At 60.1% G+C, this 23,276-nt stretch carries 21 protein-coding genes; 19 read left to right on the top strand and 2 right to left on the bottom strand.

Features of this window, described 5'->3' with window-relative positions; genetic code table 11:
* Window positions 1-19: 19 nt before the first annotated feature.
* The 7 genes from AB4N74_RS27055 (at window position 20) to AB4N74_RS27025 (ending at window position 5,797) form a co-directional block, all read left to right on the top strand.
* The gene (locus AB4N74_RS27055) at window positions 20-322 is read left to right on the top strand and encodes a type II toxin-antitoxin system RelE/ParE family toxin (RefSeq protein ID WP_093430233.1); all 303 of its coding nucleotides are present in this window, start codon (window positions 20-22) and stop codon (window positions 320-322) included.
* Between the two features lie 3 nt (window positions 323-325).
* A complete protein-coding gene (locus AB4N74_RS27050; RefSeq protein WP_093430232.1) occupies window positions 326-616 on the top strand; it encodes an addiction module antidote protein in 291 nt (96 codons plus the stop codon).
* 97 nt (window positions 617-713) lie between these two features.
* Window positions 714-1,112, top strand: a complete 399-nt coding sequence (locus AB4N74_RS27045; protein WP_460097780.1) for a DUF2946 domain-containing protein — start codon at window positions 714-716, stop codon at window positions 1,110-1,112.
* A 48-nt stretch (window positions 1,113-1,160) separates the two neighbouring features.
* Window positions 1,161-1,640, top strand: coding sequence for a copper chaperone PCu(A)C (locus AB4N74_RS27040; RefSeq protein WP_460089706.1), 480 nt, complete (start codon window positions 1,161-1,163; stop codon window positions 1,638-1,640).
* A 21-nt stretch (window positions 1,641-1,661) separates the two neighbouring features.
* Window positions 1,662-2,108, top strand: coding sequence for a DUF2946 domain-containing protein (locus AB4N74_RS27035; RefSeq protein ID WP_186620966.1), 447 nt, complete (start codon window positions 1,662-1,664; stop codon window positions 2,106-2,108).
* Between the two features lie 84 nt (window positions 2,109-2,192).
* On the top strand, window positions 2,193-4,313 hold the full coding sequence (locus tag AB4N74_RS27030) for a TonB-dependent copper receptor (protein WP_460097778.1): 2,121 nt from the start codon (window positions 2,193-2,195) through the stop codon (window positions 4,311-4,313).
* Between the two features lie 110 nt (window positions 4,314-4,423).
* Window positions 4,424-5,797, top strand: a complete 1,374-nt coding sequence (locus AB4N74_RS27025; protein ID WP_099757875.1) for a PepSY-associated TM helix domain-containing protein — start codon at window positions 4,424-4,426, stop codon at window positions 5,795-5,797.
* A 67-nt stretch (window positions 5,798-5,864) separates the two neighbouring features.
* Here AB4N74_RS27025 and AB4N74_RS27020 read toward each other — a convergent pair whose 3' ends face one another.
* Window positions 5,865-10,523, bottom strand: coding sequence for a DUF4329 domain-containing protein (locus AB4N74_RS27020; protein WP_460097776.1), 4,659 nt, complete (start codon window positions 10,521-10,523; stop codon window positions 5,865-5,867).
* 462 nt (window positions 10,524-10,985) lie between these two features.
* Between AB4N74_RS27020 and urtA the strand changes: the two genes are divergently transcribed.
* From urtA to AB4N74_RS26960, 12 genes are all read left to right on the top strand, one after another.
* A complete protein-coding gene (urtA, locus tag AB4N74_RS27015) occupies window positions 10,986-12,251 on the top strand; it encodes an urea ABC transporter substrate-binding protein (protein WP_095047339.1) in 1,266 nt (421 codons plus the stop codon).
* Between the two features lie 255 nt (window positions 12,252-12,506).
* Complete coding sequence (gene urtB / locus AB4N74_RS27010) at window positions 12,507-14,009, top strand: urea ABC transporter permease subunit UrtB (protein ID WP_093430224.1); 1,503 nt, start codon at window positions 12,507-12,509, stop codon at window positions 14,007-14,009.
* Complete coding sequence (gene urtC, locus AB4N74_RS27005) at window positions 14,009-15,088, top strand: urea ABC transporter permease subunit UrtC (protein ID WP_460097773.1); 1,080 nt, start codon at window positions 14,009-14,011, stop codon at window positions 15,086-15,088. The genes urtB and urtC overlap by 1 nt, the downstream gene beginning before the upstream one ends.
* Window positions 15,085-15,954 (top strand): urea ABC transporter ATP-binding protein UrtD, encoded by an 870-nt coding sequence (urtD, locus tag AB4N74_RS27000; protein ID WP_093430222.1) that lies wholly within the window; start codon window positions 15,085-15,087, stop codon window positions 15,952-15,954. The genes urtC and urtD overlap by 4 nt, the downstream gene beginning before the upstream one ends.
* Before the next feature lie 140 nt (window positions 15,955-16,094).
* Window positions 16,095-16,793, top strand: coding sequence for an urea ABC transporter ATP-binding subunit UrtE (gene urtE, locus AB4N74_RS26995; RefSeq protein WP_095047335.1), 699 nt, complete (start codon window positions 16,095-16,097; stop codon window positions 16,791-16,793).
* 43 nt (window positions 16,794-16,836) lie between these two features.
* Window positions 16,837-17,676, top strand: coding sequence for an urease accessory protein UreD (locus tag AB4N74_RS26990; protein ID WP_093430220.1), 840 nt, complete (start codon window positions 16,837-16,839; stop codon window positions 17,674-17,676).
* Between the two features lie 330 nt (window positions 17,677-18,006).
* Window positions 18,007-18,309 carry an urease subunit gamma gene (gene ureA, locus AB4N74_RS26985; protein WP_007915951.1) on the top strand — a complete coding sequence of 101 codons (303 nt, stop codon included), beginning with the start codon at window positions 18,007-18,009 and terminating at the stop codon, window positions 18,307-18,309.
* A gap of 9 nt (window positions 18,310-18,318) precedes the next feature.
* Complete coding sequence (locus AB4N74_RS26980) at window positions 18,319-18,852, top strand: GNAT family N-acetyltransferase (RefSeq protein ID WP_093430219.1); 534 nt, start codon at window positions 18,319-18,321, stop codon at window positions 18,850-18,852.
* Between the two features lie 5 nt (window positions 18,853-18,857).
* A complete protein-coding gene (locus AB4N74_RS26975) occupies window positions 18,858-19,391 on the top strand; it encodes a GNAT family N-acetyltransferase (RefSeq protein WP_093430218.1) in 534 nt (177 codons plus the stop codon).
* A complete protein-coding gene (locus AB4N74_RS26970) occupies window positions 19,391-19,696 on the top strand; it encodes an urease subunit beta (RefSeq protein ID WP_093430217.1) in 306 nt (101 codons plus the stop codon). The genes AB4N74_RS26975 and AB4N74_RS26970 overlap by 1 nt, the downstream gene beginning before the upstream one ends.
* A gap of 156 nt (window positions 19,697-19,852) precedes the next feature.
* Window positions 19,853-21,553 carry an urease subunit alpha gene (ureC, locus tag AB4N74_RS26965; protein WP_093430216.1) on the top strand — a complete coding sequence of 567 codons (1,701 nt, stop codon included), beginning with the start codon at window positions 19,853-19,855 and terminating at the stop codon, window positions 21,551-21,553.
* Between the two features lie 157 nt (window positions 21,554-21,710).
* Window positions 21,711-22,838 (top strand): sensor histidine kinase, encoded by a 1,128-nt coding sequence (locus AB4N74_RS26960; RefSeq protein ID WP_099757866.1) that lies wholly within the window; start codon window positions 21,711-21,713, stop codon window positions 22,836-22,838.
* 123 nt (window positions 22,839-22,961) lie between these two features.
* On the opposite strand, the gene AB4N74_RS26955 is transcribed toward AB4N74_RS26960, so the two are convergent.
* The gene (locus tag AB4N74_RS26955) at window positions 22,962-23,267 is read right to left on the bottom strand and encodes a chaperone modulator CbpM (protein WP_116255809.1); all 306 of its coding nucleotides are present in this window, start codon (window positions 23,265-23,267) and stop codon (window positions 22,962-22,964) included.
* Window positions 23,268-23,276 lie beyond the last annotated feature (9 nt).

The raw sequence follows: 23,276 nt of genomic DNA, 5'->3' as shown, positions 1-23,276 counted from the left end.
CAAGGAATACGATCCCGACATGATCGCTTTTGAACGATCCCGCATATTTTCCGAATGGCTCGACTCCTTAAAAGACATCAAAGGGAAAGGCCGAATCATCTCCAGGATTAAAACAGCCGAACATGGCAACTTCGGCGATTGCGGCTTCGTCGGTGACACCGTTTATGAAATGCGTGTTCATTACGGCCCTGGTTACAGAATGTACTTCACACGTAAAGGCGAAGTGATTTATCTGCTGTTGATCGGGGGCGACAAATCGACACAAAAGAGAGATATCAAACGCGCCGTGCAAATGGCTCATAACATCGGAAATGAGGAGTAAATCATGACCGAAGAATTCGCCCGTTTTGACGCCGTCGAGTACCTCAAGACTCCCGAGGATATGGCGGCATATCTGGATGCCTGTTTTGACGACGATGAAGGCGATGGCGTTCTGATTCGTGCAGCACTCAATGACATCGCCCGAGCTCAAGGCATGACACAAGTGGCGCGGGATGCAGGTTTGGGCCGCGAAAGTCTTTATAAAGCGCTCAGTAGCACTGGCAATCCCGAATTCGCAACTATCATGAAAGTCATGAAGGCTCTGGGTTTGCGATTGCATGCCGTAACACTGTGAAGGCGCTGCGACACCAAACCGCACGACGCTTTTTTACTTATCGGCCCTGATCAGGCTAAATAGCCGCGCCTGATCGCCCACCCAATGGATCTGTCCCATGAACCGACACCGGCTAGCAATTGCCTGGATCGCCTGCTTTGCAGTGCTGTTCAACATGCTCGCCATGCCGATGACGGGAGCGATGGCGCAGGCGGCCAATTCACCGGCCGAACAGTTGCTCTGGAGCAGTTTCTGCACCGGCAGCGGGACGAAGATGGTTGCGATCAACATCGGCACCACCGATCAAAAGGCCCCGAGCAACGACAATCATTCGAACATGCAGCATTGCTGGTGCTGCTCAGGCTCGGCGCCACTGGTGGCGCTGCCGGGGCATTCCCCGCAGCTGTATTTCGCCCGCTATGAAAGCAATCGCAGTGTGGCGCCCGCCTTGCTGCAAACACCCACGCCGCGCCAGCAATGGCCGAGTCTCAATCCCCGCGCTTCCCCTCTGGTTTGATTTGTTCGCGCAATTGACCTGCGTTTCAAATCGTTCTGGAGAACTGCCATGTTGAACAAACTCATCATCGTCGCTGCGCTGCTGTTGCCGGCGTGCTTTGCCCATGCTCACGAATACAAAGTTGGGGAACTTGAGATCGCCCATCCGTGGTCGCAAGAGTTGCCGCCGAACGCACCGACGGTCGCCGCCTATTTCATCATTCACAACGCTGGCAAGACTGACGATCGTTTACTCAGCGTCGATTCGCCCATCGCTCCGGAAGCGCAACTGCACGAACACGTGATGCAGGGCGATCTGATGAAGATGCAGCAAGTGCCGAGCGTGGCCATTCCGGCCGGCGGCAACGTGACGTTTGCGCCAATGGCCTATCACGTGATGCTGCTCAACCCGAAAGACCGCAGCCTGCTCAGCGACGGCAAGCGCTTCCCGCTGACGCTGCATTTCGACAAGGCCGGTGACGTCACCGTCGAAGTCTCGGTGCAGAAGAAACCGCCGGAAACCACACAGGCCCACGCGCACGCCCAGTAAGCCTTCCGGCAGACTCCGCCCATGCGCCCGCTGAGCGCCAGGCCCTCCCGGCAACGCCGTCAGACTCAACACCTGACTCGCGGCAGCTGGATCGCCCTGTTCGCCATGTTGATGATCTTCATCGGCCCACTGATTTCTCAGTCGATGCCGATGGATCAGCACGCCTCGACATCGATGCCGATGAGCATGGACATGTCGATGGACATGCCGGGCATGGATCACGCGGGCCATGATGCAAAACCGAGCGCCGAACACTGCCCACCGCAATCCTCGCACCACGTGCTGTGGGAAAAGTGCGGCTACTGCAGCCTGCTGTTCAATTGCCCGGCACTGACCGGTGGCGGCGATTTCGTCGCTTTCAATATCCCGCCGCTGAACACCTTCACCCCGCCCTCCCCGCGCCTGGGCCACGCCCGGCAGACCTTCTTCCCCGGCGCCCGCACCCGCGCCCCGCCCATCGCAGCGTAAACACGCACCTTTGATTGCACACGGTTGAGAAGACAGCTTCAGGCTGCCGGCCGTGTCGTTTACGACTGTTTGATGGAAATTGTCATGTCCAGGTTTTCTGCTGTTCCACGCTCGGGCGTTGCCCCGGCGTCCTTCGCTCTGAACGAATCGCGGGTTCGTTTCAGGCACGCTACCGCCGTCCTTTGCGGCGTCCTGCTGTCACCGCTGGTACTGGCCGATGATCACGCCGGCCACCAGGAACAACTGAGCCCTACGGTGATTACCGCGATCACCCCAAGCTCACCGCTGACCATCGTCACCAACCCCAAAGACCCGCGCCAACCGGTGCCGGCCAGTGATGGCGGCGATTATCTGAAGACCATTCCGGGCTTTGCGCTGGTGCGCAATGGCGGCACCAACGGCGATCCGGTGCTGCGCGGCATGTTCGGTTCGCGCCTGAACATCCTCACCAACGGCAGCATGATGCTCGGCGCCTGCCCCGGCCGAATGGACGCGCCGACTTCGTATATCTCGCCGGAAACCTACGACAAACTCACCGTGATCAAAGGCCCGCAAACGGTGCTTTACGGCCCCGGCGCGTCGGCGGGTACGGTGCTGTTCGATCGTGAGCCAGAGAGCTTCGGCGAACTCGGCACCCGCGTGAACGCAAGCATTCTGGCCGGCTCCCACGGACGTTTTGACAAGGTTGTCGATGCCGCTGCCGGCGGGCCGTTGGGCTACGTGCGAGTAATCGGCAACACCGCGCATTCCGACGATTACCGCGATGGCAACAACGACATCGTCGCCTCACGCTACGACAAGTGGAACGGCGACATCGCAGTGGGCTGGACCCCGGACGCCGACACCCTGATCGAACTCACCGCCGGCAAGGGCGATGGCGAAGCGCGCTACGCCGGACGCGGCATGGACGGCTCGCAATTCCTACGCGAAAGCCTCGGCCTGCGTTTCGAAAAATCCAACATCACTGACGTGCTGGAGAAACTCGAAGCGCAGGTCTACTACAACTACGCCGACCACGTGATGGACAACTACACCCTGCGCACGCCGTCCGGCACCGGGATGATGGCGGGCCCAATGGCGTCCAATGTCGACCGCCGCACCCTCGGCGCGCGGATCAAAGCCACCTGGCGCTGGGCTGATATTCAGCTGATCACCGGCCTCGACGCGCAGACCAACGAACACCGCCAGCGCAGCGGCATGGGCATCGATACCTACAAGGATCAGCCGTACAGCAAGGACGCCGATTTCCATAACTATGGCGTGTTCAGCGAAATGACCTGGTACGCCGCCGACCGTGATCGGCTGATCAGCGGCGCCCGCGTCGACCGCGCTTCAGCCAAGGATTACCGGCAAACCACCGGCTCGGGAATGATGTCCCGCCCCAACCCGACCGCCGACGATACCCGCGCCGACACCCTGCCCAGCGGGTTCATCCGCTACGAGCATGACCTCGCCGACAGTCCGACCACGCTTTATGCGGGTCTCGGTCACGCGCAACGCTTCCCGGATTACTGGGAGCTGTTTTCGCCCAAATCCGGCCCGGCAGGATCGGTCAACGCGTTCGATTCGATCAAACCGGAAAAGACCACTCAGTTCGACTTCGGCGTGAACTACAAGAGCGCCGACCTCGAAGCCTGGGCCTCGGGTTATGTCGGCGTGGTACGCGACTACATCCTCTTCGACTACACCCCGGCAATGATGGGCATGAGCACCTCGCGCGCCGAGAACATTGACGCGCGAATCATGGGCGGTGAACTCGGTGCCGCGTACAGACTCACCGACCACTGGAAAGCCGATGCGACCCTGGCCTACGCCTGGGGCAAGAACAGCAGTGACGGCAAGGCTCTGCCACAGATGCCGCCGCTGGATGCGCGTTTCGGCCTGACCTATAGCGAAGACAACTGGAGCGCCGGTGCACTTTGGAGGGTGGTTGCCGCGCAAAATCGTATCGATCAGAACAAGGGCAACGTGGTCGGCAAGGATTACGACAAGAGTTCGGGCTTCGGCGTGTTCTCACTCAACGGTGCCTACCGGATCAACAAGAACTGGAAGGTCAGCAGCGGCGTCGACAACCTGTTCGGCAAGGCTTACGCCGAACACCTGAACCTGGCGGGCAACGCCGGATTCGGCTACCCGGCCAATGACCCGCAAGCGATCAATGAGCCGGGGCGCACGCTCTGGACCAAGGTCGACATGAGTTTCTAACAGCATCGCCAGCAGGCTGGCTCCCACTGTAGGAGTGAGCCTGCTCGCGATCGGTTGCGCAGCAACCGCCAATGACAACTAGAAGATCCAAGCCAAGCGGAGCACACGTGATGAAACAGCCCAAACCGAATTTCTACAACCTGGCCTGGCGTTGGCATTTTTACGCCGGTCTCTTCGTCGCCCCGTTCATGGTGATGCTGGCCCTGACCGGCATCATTTATCTGTTCAAACCGCAGCTCGATTCGTTGATGTACAGCAGCCTGCTCAATGTCCCCGCCGGCCATCACACTGTCCCGGCCGATGACCTGCTGCAGCGGGTGAAAAGCGCTTATCCACAAGGCCAGGTCACCCAATACCTGCCACCGGTCAACGCCGAGCGCAGCGCACAGTTTGTGGTGAAGAACGCCGGCCACGAACTCAACGTATTCGTCGATCCATACCACGGCGACATCCTCGGCGAACAGGATGCCAAACAGAACCTGCAAGCCATCGCCCGCGCCATCCACGGTGAATTGATGATTGGCACCGTCGGTGACCGCCTCATCGAAATGGCCGCCGGGTGGGGCGTGGTGCTGGTGGTGTCGGGACTTTTTCTGTGGTGGCCACGCGGTCAGGCCGCGGGGATTTTGTGGCCACGGCTGAACAGTCGCGGTCGCGTATTGTGGCGTGATCTGCACGCGGTCACCGGGTTCTGGGGCGCCACACTGTTGCTGGTAATGTTGCTCAGTGGCATGACCTGGACCGGTTTCTGGGGCAAGCAATACGCCCAGGTGTGGAACGTGTTCCCGGCGGCGATGTGGGACAACGTGCCGACCTCCGACATCGAGGCCCGAACCCTTAACACCGCCACCCGCCAGACCGTGCCATGGGCGATGGAAAACACGCCGATGCCGATGTCCGGCGACCACGCCGAACACATGAACCACGGCGCCAGCAACGCCGGCCCCGCAGCACCCGCCATCCGCCTGCAAGACGTGCAAAACATTGCTACCCAACGCAAGGTCGAGCCGGGCTACAGCATCACCCTGCCGACCACCGCCACCGGTGTGTTCACCATCGCTGTGTTCGCCGATGACCCGCGCAACGATGCGACCCTGCATGTCGATCAGTACACCGGCAAGGTCCTCGCCGATGTGCGTTTCGAACACTACGGCACTGTGGCGCGGGCCACGGAAATCGGCGTGATGCTCCACGAAGGCAAGATGTTCGGCACCTTCAACCAGATCGTCGTGCTGCTGATCTGCCTGATGATTCTGCTCAGTGCCGTCAGCGGGGTGGTGATCTGGTGGAAGCGCCGGCCACAGGGCAAATTCGGCGTACCGCCGCTGCGTCATGACTTGCCGAAATGGAAAACCGGCGTGGTAATCATGTTGGCGCTGGCGGTGGTGTTCCCGTTGGTGGGGGCTTCGCTGGTGGTCGTCTGGTTGCTGGATCGATTGCTGCTATCGCGCATTGACCGGCAACCTGAGTCTGCCTCGACGTAAATCCGACTCAATGTGGAGTGGCCGCCGACGGCGGCACACTCCTGCCGTGTAGCCACTGGATCGAACGTTACAACTCGTCCCTGACTCGCGCACCACCCTCCGTTACAGGCTGCTGGCGACGCACTCTCCAGCCGGCGCCCATTCGTCCGGTCTGACGCCAGTAATGCCCGGCGACCAGCACCCTGAATTCACCCAGTTCCATGAGTTGTGAAACAAACTCGCCCGGACTCAGCCGGCTGACCCAGCGCCCCGCTTCGAAATCCACAGGCCGGGCCAGCAGCAAATCCCTCTCGGCCTGCGAGTAAACGGGTGTGTACCTGATCAACACGTGGTTCGGCGTTGAGTAGTAATAATCCTGAATGTCGAAACCCTGGGTCTTCAGTTCATGCGTATGCGCATGCACCCGCGCAGGCGAAGCGAAATTTGCTCTGACATCATCAGTGTCCGGTGCGAGCGTGGTATTGCCCGACAGATGGAACTGGTGGCTGGCCACGAGTGTGTAGCCATTGGGGTAACGCGCCGCCGGATTGCGCCAACTGATCGTCGGATCACTCGACGAGCGAAATATCCGCAGGACAGGGTCCTCGGCATGGGCAGACCAGACTATTGGCTCGAGCGGGACAAATCGACTGCTGGTCGACCGCGCCAGGATCGCGCCTTCGTAGCCGGTTTCACTGTGACCGGAATCGTCCGTGCGTTGTTGCGCATAGCGGGCGGCATCGTCAGGGTGATGAAAAATCGGTCCCAACGCCGGCACCGGGCTATCTCGCCATCGCTGCTCGTTGGAAGTATCGGCCATACGCGGTTGCCAATGCTCATCCACTTGACCCTGCCGCGACCAGTAGTCGCTGGTTTCTATCACGTCGAGCCGGCCGGCCTTGGCCATCCGGTGCACGTAGTCTGTAAATCTGAATCGGCCACTGGCAATGTCACGCTCATCGATCGCTGCCTGTTCACGCGATACAAACGCATTGGGGCGCAACTCAACCTGCCCGAAAGCGTCGTAGAACACGCCGGGTTCAAACGCATGCAATTGCAGCTTCAACAACGCGTCATCGGCACAGGAGATATAGATCGGTCTGTACCCCCGCGGCGTACTGGCCTGTCGGCAGGCTTGCTGAACATCGTTGGGAAGTACAAAGACATTTCGCATATCGTCAGGCCGTGCGCCGAGCGGAGGCAGCGCTGCGCGCAGATAAATCGAATCCTGTTCAAACCCTGAAGGCAGTCTTGCCTGTTCGAATACTCGATCCACAGCCAGGCCAGAGCGTTGCACATCAACGGGCAGGCTGGCGAGGAACAAGCCATCCCGAGAGCGCAGTATGAATCCGAACGTCTGGGTGTCCCTGCTCACCGAGGCTTCATGAACATACCGGGCAACAGCATCTGCTTGAACGAACACTGGGCTGCAAAGTGGTGCGCTCGCGGCTCTGGTGTAATCCATTAGAGGCTGCAGATCAGCAAAGAAAGGAACCCAGCGACTGATCTGGCGGGGCAAACCCCAGATTTCACTGCCGATGACAATTTGCAAGTAACCGGCCTTTGCCAAGGCGTCGACCCATTCACTCGGTTTCAGCTTGGCGCTACGTATGTTCTGTTTTATCGCATCGCCATCAAGGGACGCAGGAAGCGTTTTGTAATCCGTCAGAGCTGCCAAGAGATCTGCGCGCAGACGATCCCATATTCCTGGCTGATAGCGGATCAACGAACCGTCGGGGCCGAACAGGTATTCATCCCATGCCAGTCTTGGTAGCCGCTTGAAGGATGAGTACACGGTGTCGACGGACAGCATGTTCAGATAGATCTGCTTCTCAATACGAGAAAAAATGACCGACAGCTCCCTGGCCACTCTGGATCGATAACGCGCCGTGATAATACAGCCATCAGGAAATACCCCGGCGCCCTTGCTTTCATCCGGAAAAATCTCGGTGATGTCGAAATCCTCCCGCGACACCTTGATGGGCGCAGAGGCTACGTAAAGGCCGTCGGGGCGTTTCAAAATGACGCCGCCAAAAGGTTTGTCCGTGACCAGCGGCAAGCTCGATCTGGCAAACGCTGCGGCATCGTCAGCACTCTGAAAAACCGGGCCGAGCCAGCGCCGCTGCAGATTCGCGTAGGGCTGCCACGTTGGCCTGACCTTTCCTGACCGATCCCAGCACGCGCTTGTTCGCAACACCGAGAGTTCGCCGCTTTCAGCGACCGTATGGACGAAATCCGTCGGCAGCCACTCGCCGGACGCGAGCCCTCGCTTGATCGAGTCGAGTGTTGTCTGAGACGTGTCGTCATGGAACAACTTGCTTGCCTGACTCCTCGCATACTTGAGCAGAGCACCGTCCCGAGTGGCAAGATAAAACGCGGCGGGGCTTGAAGCGATTACAGGCCGACGGCGACCGTAGTACATGGCTGTTGTCAGGATGTCTGGCGAAACAAAATACTGCGCCAGCCAGTCTTCAGGGCTGCTCGAAGATGCTTCTACTTTCTGATGCGCATAAAAGCTCCCATACATGTCGAAGCCTTCCGGGTATTGATGCCACGGCGCCGACCGTCGAGAGGCGAACACCAACGCCTGCCGAAAAAGATTGCTGTCTTGACCGCTGACTGGAAACAGTTCCGTGCCGATGTATTCCTCCCGATCCTTGTGCTTGAGGATGAATCCGAACCAGGCACGGTTCTCATCGTGCAAACGCCTGTCGCCAGCAAAGAGATACTGTGCCGCGTCGTCCGCCGAAGAACAGACAGGACCGTACAGGACGAACTCAGGCCGCTTCCATGGCAAAGGCCGAGGAGAAGATGGCCGGGGCGAAGACGACGAAGGATACGGGGGCAGCGACGGCTGAGGCAGGGACGGCGTAGGGAGTGCAGGTATGGGTGACGTCGGTTCTGCAGAGGTTGATCCGGCGGATTCTGACATGCTCCAGCCCGGTAATATTTGGCCGCGATGGCCCCACAACTCGTTGTCCGTCAGGTTGAACAGCCAGCCGGCGGCGGCCTGCTCCCTGATGAAGTCTTGCGGTCGCTTGCTGCCCTTGTCCAGACCTAGAGCCAATGGACCGGGATGCACGCGTGTTCCCAGGTGTCGCGCCAGATCCTTCGAAGCCGGGGTTGCGTAAGGTGCAAACCTGACCAGACTGTTCATGGCAGCAGAGCAATACAGAACGGTGTTATCGAGCAATACCTGCCGCACCTCTTCTACACTCAACATTTGCAGGCTTAGTAACGCCTCCTGGAGCGTCCACTTCCGGGAACTGATATTGACCGGCTCAAGCTGCGTGAGCGCGACGTGGGAGACATATCGGGCATGCACCACGTGGTCGTCAGGGAAAACCGGACGCCCTCGATTATCCCGAGGATAAAGTCGCCCCTGGTCCAGCACATCGATATCCCCTTCCAACGGCTCGGTGACCACAAAGCGTGTGTCGCTGCGCTGAAATACATAGCCTGCGTACTGGCGGTCACGGCGAATGCCGACTTGTTCGTGGGCATACCGAACGGCGTCATCGGCGGATAAAAACGCCTGACTCAATGGCGGCCAAGGGAAGTTCGCGAAGGGTATCCATTCCAGGCCCACCCTCCCCAAACGTGCCCAGAGCGCGCTGCCCCGCAACACCTCAAGCCGGCCCGCCAGTATCAGCATCGAGACAAATTCCCGTGGCGACAATGCTCCAGTCAGCAACCTGGATTGCACCCCGGCGTCGGTGATCGACCCGTCGGAATGCTCGACGCTCATTGCCGCTTCTATCTCGCTGCCGCTGAAGCTGTACTTCAACATGGACGCATCGTTGGCCTGCATGTACAGCGACAAAGGTCGACCGGCCACAGCCAATTGCTGACTCCTCTTGTGACACGAAATGGCCAGAGCAATGTCCTGTGGCGTGAAGAAATTCTCGTAGAGCCACGGCTGAGCAGGAGTGAGCCGCGAAGGGTCAGGACGGGAGGCGTAGTAAAAACCTTCCAGCCTATAGCCTTCAGGCAACCGTAATTGACCGTCATCACCCGCCGCAAAGATCTTCGCTGGATCCCATGACGCGAGCCCGAACGGACGTGCATGGGTCGCGACATACTCATTGCCAGCAGTCTTCTTCAGCAGTAACCCCGAGTCCTGTGCACCTCTTGATTTCAGTGCAGCGAGTACCGCCCGCTCGACAGTGGAGCAAATGCGGGTCATCAAAGGTAATTCGGTCACCCTGCCCGTTGAAAAACCCTGGCCTGGTTGCCAGTCCGGCGGTACGACACCCACCGAATGCCCCCAGTCTGCACTTGAAACGAGGACTTTCAGTTCACCGACAGATGCAAGCTTATTGATGATGCTCATCACGTCACGAGTCCACGGCTCACGCCCTGGTCGTGCACCTGCCTCGTGCCAACGGTAGTAATCGAGTTCCGCTTTCGAACCACTGGGCGAATACTTGAGCAATGTTCCATCGGGGCCGGAGAGGTATGAACTACGAAAATAGGCGCGCCCATCCACATCCCCCATGAAATCGCTACTGGAGAAGAAGTTGATGAAGAGTCGCAGGTTCATTTCATCCAGTTCTGGATAGGCCTCACCTACGACATCGTGAAGAGCGGCATGGCTGTGAATGTTTGCAGCAAACCGATACCCCTTGGGCGGCTCCAGCTCTCCCAGCGCATCAAAGTCGATGATGGTGCTCAAATCAAAGGTGGTGGCCTCTCCGGGTATCGGTGAAGTGGCCACGAATTTCCCATCCGGCCGCAGCAAAATCACGCTGCCATATTCCACTTCCGCCTTGGGCGGTATGCGCGTATGAACCCAATACGCAGCATCCTCCTCTGACAGAAACGGCGGACTCAGGGGAGGTAGCCTGGATTTTCGGGACTCGGTTGCGGCACGTCTGGATCGGACTGAACTATTACTCATGATAGAAACCTGCGAAGAACAATCGGGATAACGATCAAATGAGTGTGTTGCTGCACGCGCCGTGAGCCGAGGTACATGTTTATCGTTTATGTATCTTCATCTTCCCGCTCAGTAGTGCGCCCCAATCTGGCGCGCCCGGACGCACCAACGCCCGTCAGATGTCCTCTACTGGTGCGCGCCCCCACCTTACAACCGCTCTAACACGACATTTTCCTGCCCGATCCCGACCGGGCACAGCCCTTGCAAAACACACCTTCAGTCGTCCGCATCTGCCAACCAGAAAAATTAAATGTTCATGGAGATCGCACAATGAAGCGTCGCAGTTTGATCAAGGCTTTCACACTCACGGCATCCATTGCCGCGATGGGCATGACCTGGACTGTCCAGGCTGCGGAGACCATCAAGGTGGGGATTCTGCATTCGTTGTCCGGCACCATGGCGATCTCCGAAACGTCGCTCAAAGACATGGCGCTGATGACCATCGACGAAATCAACGCCAAGGGCGGTGTGAACGGCAAGATGCTTGAGCCAGTGGTGGTTGACCCTGCATCCAACTGGCCGCTGTTCGCCGAAAAGGGCCGACAGTTGCTGACCCAGGACAAGGTCGCCGTGGTGTTCGGCTGCTGGACTTCGGTGTCGCGTAAATCGGTGTTGCCGGTGTTCGAAGAGCTCAACGGCCTGCTGTTCTACCCGGTGCAATACGAAGGCGAAGAGATGTCGCCGAACGTCTTCTACACCGGCGCCGCGCCGAACCAGCAAGCGATCCCGGCGGTTGAATATTTGATGAGCGAAGAAGGCGGCAGCGCCAAGCGCTACTTCCTGCTCGGCACCGACTACGTCTACCCGCGCACCACCAACAAGATCCTGCGCTCGTTCCTGCACTCCAAAGGCGTCGCCGACAAGGACATCGAAGAGGTCTACACGCCGTTCGGTCACAGCGACTATCAAACCATCGTCGCCAACATCAAAAAATTCTCCGCCGGTGGCAAGACTGCGGTCATCTCGACGGTCAACGGCGACTCCAACGTGCCGTTCTATAAAGAGCTGGCCAACCAGGGTCTGAAAGCTACTGACGTACCGGTTGTAGCGTTCTCGGTCGGTGAAGAAGAACTGCGCGGCATCGACACCAAACCACTGGTGGGCAACCTCGCGGCGTGGAACTACTTCGAGTCCGTAGAGAATCCGGTGAACAAGAAGTTCGTCGATGACTGGAAGGCTTACGCGAAGAAACACAACCTGCCGGGTGCCGACAAAGCCGTGACCAACGACCCGATGGAAGCCACCTACGTCGGCATCCACATGTGGGCGCAGGCGGTCGAGAAAGCCAAATCCACTGACGTCGACAAAGTCCGCGAAGCCCTCGCCGGCCAGACCTTTGCCGCGCCGTCCGGCTACACGCTGACCATGGACAAGACCAACCACCACCTGCACAAACCGGTGATGATCGGCGAGATCCAGAGCGACGGTCAGTTCAACGTCGTGTGGCAGACCGAAGGGCCGATTCGCGCGCAACCGTGGAGCCCGTTCATTCAGGGTAACGACAAGAAGCCGGATTATGCGGTGAAGAGCAACTGAATCTGACTTGGGTTTTGTTGTGGGGCGGAGATCTTTCCCCCTCACCCCAACCCTCTCCCCCAAGGGGGGCGAGGGGGAAGGGAGCTGATCTCTGTAGCTATCAGAACCTGAGTTCGACGCAGGAACGTCAGGTCGGTGTTGGATGATCTGACAACTCGGTCAGTCCCCTCTCCCTCTGGGAGAGGGTTAGGGTGAGGGGCGGATTCACAGCCGGACACCGCTCCATCGGCCACCGCAAGAAAGGAAACACCACTCATGCCCACTGCCATATTCCGCTTGTTTCTGGCCATCGCACTGCTGTTGCCGATGACTGCCTTTGCTGGCGATGCCGAAGACTTCGTCGCGGCCAATCCCGCGCAACAAGCCAAACTGTTGGAAACCTGGGCCGCGCAGCCCGATCCGGCCCGTATCGAATTGATCAACGCCCTGCAACAAGGCGAACTGACCATCGATGGCCAGCCAAAAACCCTGCGCCTGAACAATCGCCTGCGAGGTCTGATCGACACCGCCATGGCCAGCCACCAATTGCTCGCCGCCGACGCCAAAATCCGTCTGACTGCCGCGCAGCAATTGCAGAAAAGCGCGAAACCCGCGCAGCTGAAATTCCTCGACCAGCAACTCGCTGGCGAAAAAGACGAAAGCGTCCATGCCGCTCTGAGCCTGGCACTGGCCAATCTGCAACTGGTCGATAGCGACCCGGCGGTGCGCCTCGCCGCCGTACGCCTGCTCGGCGAAACCGGCGACCCACTGGCGCGAACACGCCTTGAAGGTTTGCTTGAACCCGGCGTCGAGAGCGATGCCGGCGTACGCACCGCCGCCGAAACCAGCCTCGCGCAAGTCAAACGCAAACTGCTGATCGGCGAGATCCTCGGCCAGGCGTTCAGCGGCATGTCGCTCGGCTCGATCCTGCTGTTGGCCGCACTCGGTCTGGCGATCACGTTCGGCCTGCTCGGCGTGATCAACATGGCCCACGGCGAAATGCTGATGCTCGGCGCCTACTCGACGTACGTGGTGCAGTTGATGTTCCAGCGCTACGCACCGCAAGCCATCGAGTTCTACCCGCTGATCGCCCTGCCGGTGGCGTTTTTTGTCACGGCGGCAATCGGCATGGCTCTGGAGCGCACGGTAATTCGCCACCTCTACGGCCGGCCACTGGAAACCCTGCTCGCCACCTGGGGCATCAGCCTGATGCTGATTCAGCTTGTGCGTTTGTTGTTCGGCGCGCAGAACGTTGAAGTCGCCAACCCGGCGTGGCTGTCCGGTGGCATTCAAGTGCTGCCGAATCTGGTGCTGCCGTACAACCGCATCGTCATCATCGCCTTCGCACTGTTCGTCGTCGTGCTGACCTGGCTGCTGCTGAACAAGACCCGCCTCGGCCTCAACGTTCGCGCCGTCACTCAAAACCGCAATATGGCCGCCTGCTGCGGCGTGCCGACCGGGCGCGTCGATATGCTCGCCTTCGGCCTCGGCTCGGGCATCGCCGGTCTCGGCGGCGTGGCGCTGAGCCAGATCGGCAACGTCGGCCCGGACCTCGGCCAGAGCTACATCATCGATTCATTCCTGGTGGTGGTGCTCGGCGGCGTCGGCCAGTTGGCCGGTAGCGTGCTGGCGGCCTTCGGCCTCGGTATCGCCAACAAGATTCTCGAACCGCAGATCGGTGCGGTGCTTGGCAAGATCCTGATCCTCGCGCTGATCATTCTGTTTATCCAGAAACGTCCGCAAGGCCTCTTCGCACTGAAAGGACGGGTGATCGACTGATGAACCAGCCTCTGTTAGTCACGGCCACACAAAAGGCCGGACCGAAAGTCACCCTCGCGGTCGGCGCGGTGATCCTCGCGCTGCTGATTGCCTTGCCGCTGCTGTCGTTGTTGCCGCCGGAAAATGCTTTGTCGGTCTCGGCATACACGCTGACGCTGGTCGGCAAAATCCTCTGCTACGCCATCGTCGCGTTAGCGCTGGATCTGGTTTGGGGTTACGCCGGGTTGCTGTCACTGGGTCACGGTCTGTTCTTCGCCCTCGGCGGTTATGCGATGGGCATGTACCTGATGCGTCAGGCCGCCGGTGATGGTCTGCCGGCGTTCATGGCCTTTCTGTCATGGAGCGAACTGCCGTGGTACTGGACCGGCACCAGCAGCTTCATCTGGGCGATGTGTCTGGTGGTGCTGGCGCCGGGATTGCTGGCGCTGGTGTTCGGTTTCTTCGCCTTCCGTTCGCGAATCAAGGGCGTGTATTTCTCGATCATGACCCAGGCCCTGACCTTCGCCGGCATGCTCCTGTTTTTCCGCAACGAGACCGGGTTTGGCGGTAACAACGGCTTCACCAATTTCCGCACGATTCTCGGTTTCGGCATCACCGAACCGGGCACCCGCGCGGTGCTGTTTCTGGCCACGGTGTTGCTGCTGGTGGCGAGCCTGTTCATCGGCTGGCGCTTGGCGCAGAGCAAATTCGGCCGGGTGCTGACCGCATTGCGCGATGCAGAAAACCGCTTGATGTTCTGCGGCTACGATCCGCGCGGTTTCAAGTTGTTCGTGTGGGTGTTGAGTGCGGTGTTGTGTGGCCTGGCCGGGGCGTTGTATGTGCCGCAAGTCGGGATCATCAATCCGAGCGAAATGTCGCCGACCAACTCCATCGAAGCGGCCGTGTGGGTGGCTCTCGGGGGTCGCGGCACGCTGATCGGCCCGCTGCTCGGCGCCGGTGTGGTCAACGGCATGAAGAGCTGGTTCACCGTAGCGTTCCCGGAATACTGGCTGTTCTTCCTCGGCGCGTTGTTCATCGTCGTGACGCTGTACTTGCCCAAAGGCGTGATCGGTCTGCTGAAGAAACGAGGTGAACAATGAGAGTCACAGCGAGCGCTGAATTCATGTTGGAACCGGCCTTTTTCCCCGTCGAACCGAACAAGGACGAGGGCACCAGTCGCGACTCGATCGGCCTCGGCCAGCGCGTCGGCCCGGGTCTGGATACCCGTCACGGCACGATCCTGACCCTGGAAGACATCAGCGTCAGCTTCGATGGCTTTCGCGCACTGAACAATCTGAATCTGTACATCGGCGTCGGTGAGTTGCGCTGCATCATCGGCCCCAACGGCGCGGGCAAGACCACGCTAATGGACGTGATCACCGGCAAGACTCGCCCCAGTCACGGCAAGGCCTGGTTCGGTGAAACCCTCGACCTGACGCAGATGAGCGAAGTGCAAATCGCTCAGGCCGGCATCGGCCGCAAGTTCCAGAAGCCGACCGTTTTCGAGGCGCTGAGCGTATTTGAAAACCTGGAACTGGCGCAGAAGACCGACAAGTCGGTGTGGGCCAGTCTGCGTGCGCGCCTCAGTGGCGAGCAGAAGGACCGGATCAGCGAAGTGCTGGAGACGATTCGCCTGACCACCTCGGTCAATCGCCCGGCCGGGTTGCTCTCTCATGGTCAGAAGCAGTTTCTCGAGATCGGCATGTTGCTGATGCAGGACCCGCAATTGCTCCTGCTCGATGAGCCGGTGGCGGGCATGACCGATGCAGAAACCGAATTCACCGCTGAACTGTTCAAGTCGCTGGCGGGCAAGCATTCGCTGATGGTGGTGGAACATGACATGGGCTTTGTCGGCTCGATTGCCGACCACGTCACCGTGTTGCATCAGGGCAGCGTGTTGGCCGAAGGCTCGCTTGAGCAAGTGCAGGAAAACGAGCGCGTGATCGAGGTCTACCTCGGCCGCTAAGGTTTGCGAATACAAAACCTGTGGGAGCGAGCCTGCTCGCGAAAGCGGTGCATCAGGCGATGAAGATGTTGAATGTCAGTCCGCATTCGCGAGCAGGCTCGCTCCCACAGGGTTCTGTGTGTAACAGAAGGAATTTGAACATGCTGCAAGTCGACAAGCTGCACCAGTACTACGGCGGAAGCCACATCCTCCGGGGCCTGTCTTTCGACGTGAAGGTCGGCGAAGTCACCTGCCTGCTTGGCCGTAACGGCGTGGGCAAGACCACCCTGCTCAAATGCCTGATGGGCTTGCTGCCGGCCAAGGAAGGTGCGGTGAACTGGGAAGGCAAACCGATCACCGCGTTCAAGCCGCACCAGCGTGTCCACGCCGGCATCGCTTATGTGCCGCAAGGCCGGGAAATCTTCGGACGGCTGACCGTGGAAGAAAACCTGTTGATGGGTTTGTCGCGGTTTCCCGGCAGTGAAGCCAAAGAAGTCCCAGGTTTCATCTACGAACTGTTCCCGGTGCTGCTACAAATGAAGCAGCGTCGCGGCGGTGACCTCTCTGGCGGTCAGCAACAGCAGTTAGCGATCGGGCGAGCATTGGCCAGCCGCCCACGTTTACTGATCCTCGACGAACCCACCGAAGGCATTCAACCCTCGGTGATCAAAGAGATCGGCGCGGTCATCAAGAAACTTGCGGCGCGCGGTGACATGGCGATTTTGCTGGTGGAGCAGTTCTACGATTTCGCCGCAGAACTGGCCGATCAGTACCTGGTGATGTCCCGGGGCGAGATCGTCCAGCAGGGGCGCGGTGAAAATATGGAGGCCGAAGGTGTACGCGGGCTGGTAACGATCTAGTACAACGAACTAATCTGTAGCTTCCTAACGATAATTACAAACCATGAATTCGACTGTTTCACCTGCCCTGTTTACCCCGAGCTGGCACGCCGAGCTGGAACTCGCTTACGCCCGTTTCGGTGACTGCACGCGTCCGGTCATGCGCCGGCACCTCGGCCCGCTGCGGGTGCAAAAGCACCTGTACGCCGAAGGCCCCGAGGTCTGCCAGCACATCATCGTCCACCCGCCAGGCGGGATTGCCGGCGGTGATCGCCTCGATATCAGCGCACGTGTCGAGCAACACGCCTGGGCGCAGATCACCAGCCCAGGCGCGGCCAAGTGGTACCGCGCGGGTGGGCCGGCGTATCAAAAGCTCGACTTGAAAGTGGCGGCCGGGGCGACGCTGGAATGGCTGCCGCAAGAAACCATCGTCTATAGCGCCGCGCAGGCTGAGCTGAGTACTTCGATTGATCTTGAAGGCGATGCGCGGCTGTTTTATTGGGACGTGGTGGCGTTGGGTCGCCCGGCCAGTGGCGAGCGTTTTGACCGTGGGCATTTTCAGGCGCATCTGGATATTCGCCGCGATGGCCGATTGCTCTGGCATGAACGCCAGCGCATTGTCGGTGACGACGGTTTGCTTGATTCGCCGATCGGGCTGGATGGTCATCCGGTGTTTGCGACGTTGTTGGTCACTGGTGAGATTGAGCCTGAATTGCTTGAGCGCTGCCGCTCGCTGGGCCACGAAGTGCGTGGGGATTTGACCCAATTGCCGGGGCTTTTGGTGGCTCGTTGTCTGGCCAGTGAGGCGTTGCTCGCTCGCGCCTGGCTCATCGATTTATGGCGTTTGCTCAGACCCGCCCTGCTGGGTCGCGACGCGGTATCCCCCAGAATATGGAGCACCTGAAAAGCGACCCTCACCCCCCGCCCTCTCCCGGAGGGAGAGGGAGCCTGACCGAGTCGTCTGAAATGATTCAACTGCCTGAACGAATACTGCTGACTGAACCGGCCACTGAAAACAACCGAGATCAGTCCCCTCTCCCTCGAAGGAGAGAACCTGACCGAGTCGTTTGAAATGAATTTAACTGCCTGAACGAATACTGCTGACTGAACCGGCCACTGAAAACAACCGAGATCAGTCCCCTCTCCCTCCGGAGAGGGCTAGGGTGAGGGGTTGCTCCAACGGGCACCCCGCGCCCGCAAGAACCTCACAAATCTGCCCTGATGGAACCCCACAATGGACCTGACTCCACGCGAAAAAGACAAGCTGCTGATCTTCACCGCCGGCCTCGTCGCCGAGCGGCGTCTGGCCCGCGGCGTGAAACTCAATTACCCGGAAGCCATGGCCTACATCTCCGCCGCGCTGCTCGAAGGCGCGCGTGACGGCCAGACCGTGGCCGAACTGATGCACTTCGGCACCACCCTGCTCAGCCGCGAACAAGTGATGGAAGGCATCCCGGAAATGATCCCGGAGATCCAGGTTGAAGCGACGTTTCCCGACGGCACCAAACTGGTCACCGTCCACCAGCCGATCGTCTGAGGCCGCGCCATGACTTACACCATTCGCGATGCGTTGCACGCCGACCTGCCGGCGATCCGTGACATTTACAACGACGCCGTGCTCAACACCACGGCGATCTGGAATGAACAAGCCGTCGATCTCGGCAACCGCCAGGCGTGGTTCAGCGCGCGTCAGGCCCAGGCTTATCCGATTCTGCTGATCGTCGACGCCGACAACAGCGTGCTCGGCTACGCTTCCTTCGGTGACTGGCGACCGTTCGACGGCTTTCGCCACACCGTCGAGCACTCGGTTTATGTGCGCAGCGACCAGCGTGGCAATGGCCTCGGCCCGCAATTGATGGCAGCGCTGATCGAGCGCGCCAGAACCTGCGGCAAACACGTGATGGTCGCCGCCATAGAAAGCGGCAACGCTGCCTCGATTCGTCTGCACGAGCGCGCCGGTTTCAACATTACCGGGCAGATGCCGCAAGTCGGCACCAAATTCGGCCGCTGGCTCGACCTGACCTTCATGCAACTGACCCTCAACCCTGGCGCGGAGCCGCCTGACGCCATCAAGGAGTGACACCGATGAACGCCGCCCAACTGCGCCGCGTCAATGCTGAAAGTTTTGCGCATTACCGTCAGGGCCTGATTGATCTGCTGCTCGATGCCGTGGGTTACGGCGCCAGCGTCGGCTTCATGGCCGACCTCGATGCGGCGCAGGCGCGCGCGTATTTCGATGAGGTGCAGGACAACGTCAACAAGGGCAGCGTGCTGCTCTGGGTGGTGGTCAAGGACGAGCAGGTACTGGCCAGTGTGCAACTGGGCCTGTGCCAGAAGGCCAACGGCCTCAATCGTGCCGAGGTGCAGAAACTGCTAGTGCGGGAACACGCACGACGTCGCGGCCTCGGCCAGCAACTGATGAGTGCGCTGGAACTCGAAGCGCCGAAACACAAGCGCGGCATGCTTTACCTCGACACCGAGGCCGGCTCGCCCGCCGAAGATTTCTACAAGGCGTTGGGCTACAGCCGCGCAGGCGAAATCCCTGATTACGCCTGCGATCCGAACGGCACCTATCGGCCGACCGCCCTCTATTACAAGATTCTGCAAGGAGCCCAGTGATGATTCCTGGCGAGTACCAGATCCAGCCCGGCGACATCGAACTCAACGTCGGCCGCCGCACTATCAGCCTGAAAGTCGCCAACAGCGGCGACCGGCCAATTCAGGTCGGTTCGCACTATCACTTTTTTGAAACCAACGACGCGCTGACCTTCGATCGCGCCGCCAGCCGTGGCATGCGCCTGAATATTCCGGCGGGCACGGCGGTGCGCTTTGAGCCGGGGCAGAGCCGTGAGGTTGAGCTGGTCGATTACGCCGGGCATCGGCGGGTGTTCGGATTTGCCGGACGGATAATGGGTGACCTCTGACATCTGCGTGCACCGCTGCCCTCACCCCACCGCGACCAGTCCCCTCTGCGGCGCCGATCACCGATAGCCGGCCCACCGCGTACAGTCCCCTCTCCCTTTGGGAGAGGGCTAGGGTGAGGGTCGATGGCTCACCACTATTTTCCTGAAGGACGCCGCATGAAGATTTCCAGACAAGCCTACGCCGACATGTTCGGCCCCACCGTCGGCGACAAGGTGCGCCTGGCCGACACCGAGCTGTGGATCGAAGTCGAACAAGACTTCACCACCTACGGCGAAGAAGTGAAATTCGGTGGCGGCAAAGTCATCCGCGACGGCCAGGGCCAAAGCCAGTTGCTGGCTGCCGAAGTGGTCGACACGCTGATCACCAACGCGCTGATCATCGACCACTGGGGCATCGTCAAAGCCGACGTCGGCCTCAAGGACGGGCGCATCGCCGCGATCGGCAAGGCCGGCAACCCCGACGTGCAGCCCAACGTGACCATCGCCATTGGCGCCGGCACCGAAGTAATCGCCGGCGAAGGCATGATCCTCACCGCGGGTGGCATCGACACACACATCCATTTCATCTGCCCGCAGCAGATCGAAGAAGCACTGATGAGCGGCGTCACCACCATGATCGGCGGCGGCACCGGCCCAGCCACTGGCACCAACGCCACCACTTGCACCTCCGGCCCGTGGCACTTGGCGCGCATGCTTCAGGCCGCTGACGCGTTCCCGATGAACATCGGCCTCACCGGCAAAGGCAACGCCAGCCTGCCGGAACCGCTGATCGAGCAGGTCAAGGCCGGCGCCATCGGCCTCAAGCTGCACGAAGACTGGGGCACCACGCCAGCAAGCATCGATAACTGCCTGAGCGTCGCCGATCAGTTCGACGTGCAGGTGGCGATCCACACCGACACCCTCAACGAATCCGGTTTCGTCGAAACCACCCTCGGCGCGTTCAAGGGCCGCACCATTCACACCTATCACACCGAAGGTGCCGGTGGCGGTCACGCACCGGACATCATCAAAGCTTGCGGCTTCCCTAACGTGCTGCCGAGCTCGACCAACCCGACCCGGCCGTTCACGCGCAACACCATCGACGAACATCTCGACATGCTGATGGTCTGCCACCATCTCGACCCGAGCATTGCCGAAGACGTCGCCTTCGCCGAAAGCCGGATCCGCCGCGAAACGATTGCCGCCGAAGACATCCTTCACGACCTCGGCGCGTTCTCGATGATCAGCTCCGACAGCCAGGCCATGGGCCGTGTCGGCGAAGTCATCACGCGCACCTGGCAGACCGCCGACAAGATGAAAAAGCAGCGCGGCCCGCTGCCGCAGGACGGCGCAGGCAACGACAACTTCCGCGCCAAGCGCTACATCGCCAAGTACACGATCAACCCGGCAATCACCCATGGCATCAGCCATGAAGTCGGCTCGATCGAAGTCGGCAAGTGGGCCGATCTGGTGCTGTGGCGTCCGGCATTCTTCGGCGTGAAACCGACGTTGATCCTCAAGGGCGGTGCGATTGCCGCGAGCCTGATGGGCGATGCCAACGCCTCGATCCCGACGCCGCAACCGGTGCACTACCGCCCGATGTTCGCCAGCTACGGCGGCTCGCTGCATGCCACCAGCCTGACCTTTATCAGTCAGGCGGCGCAGGAAGCCGGGCTGCCTGAAACATTGGGTTTGAAGAAGAAAATCGGCGTGGTCAAAGGCTGCCGTGATGTGCAGAAAACCGACCTGATCCACAACGACTATCTGCCGAATATCGATGTCGATCCGCAGACCTATCAGGTCAAGGCGGATGGCGTTCTGCTGTGGTGTGAGCCGGCAGAAACGTTGCCGATGGCCCAGCGGTATTTCCTGTTCTGACGCAGCCGCCACGCTGTAGAAAGGCCTCGGGACCGCGCCTTGCGCACAGTCTCGGGGCCTTTTTCGTGCCGGTATGAAACCACCACGCAAACAGTCGTGTAATTCTCGCCAAAGGAACTACTATTCGATTCGCTCCACCTCTTTTCAGGAACTGCCCATGCGTCTATCCGAGTTCATCCTGGCGAATATCGAGCCTATCGTCGATGAGTGGGAACAGTTCGCCGCAACGATCACGCCGGCCGCCGACTACCTGGATTCCGCGGCTCTGCGCGATCACGCCAGCGCCATTCTGCGGGCCGCGGCCCGCGACATGAGCAAGCCGCAGAGCCCTGCCGAACAGGCCGCCAAAGCCAAGGGCGAAGGCCCGGAAAAAACCCCGAGTCTGGACGAGGCCGGCGCCAGTCATGGCGAGTTGCGCCACACCGTGGGTTTTGACCTGGTGCAGATGACCTCCGAGTTCCGTCATCTGCGCGCTTGCGTGATCCGCCTGTGGGTCGACAGCCTCAAAGCCCCGGACATGGCCTATTTTCAGGACATGATCCGCTTCAACGAAGCCATCGACGAAGCACTGGCCGAATCGACTGCGGCCTACGCCGAACAGGTCAATCGCTCGCGGGACATCTTCCTCGCCATTCTCGGCCATGACCTGCGTGCGCCGCTGCAAGCGGTGAGCATGTCCATCGAGTTGCTGCTGCGCAAATCCAGCCTCGAGGGCGATGCGCTGGCCTGCGCCCTGCACATCAAGCGTGGCGCGCGGCACATGGCGGCGATGGTCAGCGACTTGCTGGAACTGGTGCGCAGTCGACTGGGCAGAAGCCTGCCGATCGAACCAACGCCAATGGACCTGGCCGATGCCGCACGGGCGGCGATTGCCGAGGCGTGCGCCGGCAATCCGGAGTGCGATCCGAAGCTCAATGTTAACGGCGACCCGCGCGGTACCTGGGATGCCGGCCGAATCGACCAGTTACTGCAGAACCTGATTGGCAATGCCTTGCAGCACGGAGCCAAAAAGCGCGATGTCACTCTCGATATCGATGGCGCGGGCGAAAACGTCTGCCTGTCGGTGCACAACTACGGCACACCGATTCCCGAAGAGGCGCTCGGCACGATTTTCGATCCGCTGGTGCGCAGCGCCGACGAAGAACTCGGACAGCCGTCAACCAGCCTCGGGTTGGGCCTGTTTATCGTCAAGGAAGTGGTGAGTGCCCATGGCGGCACCATCGAAGTCAGCTCAAACGAGACTGACGGGACGCGGTTCAACGTGGTGTTGCCCAGAACGGTTTAAGCAGGATCACCGCGTTATCGTTCTTCGCGAGCAAGCTCGCTCCCACAGGAGACCGTGCTCACATGTGGGAGCGGGCTTGCTCGCGAAGAGGCGCGATCAAGCAACTGATCAACATCAGGCAGACTACTCGACCACCAACCGCGCCAAACGCTGGCGCAACATGCGGTTCTCGGCCCGCAGCTCCTGCACTTCTTCAAGCAGATCGAGTGCCAGCGCGACGCCCTCCCACTCAAGCTCCAGCTCGCGCCGCAATTTGGCGGCGCGCTTGGCCAGACTCAGCTCGTAGTCGGTGAAACGCCACTCCCGGGGCTGCGCACCCTGAGGTTCGAGGATGCCGTGTTCGACGATTTCGATCACGTAGACGTCCGACAGATCGGCCGCCTCACAGAATTCTGCCAGGTCCAGTTGAACGATCAGGGGGCTGCTCATGATGGGCTA

Source organism: Pseudomonas sp. H3_C08, assembly GCF_054669455.1.
The sequence above is the reverse complement of the archived record's forward strand: the minus strand, read 5'-3'. Positions and strand labels throughout refer to the sequence as shown.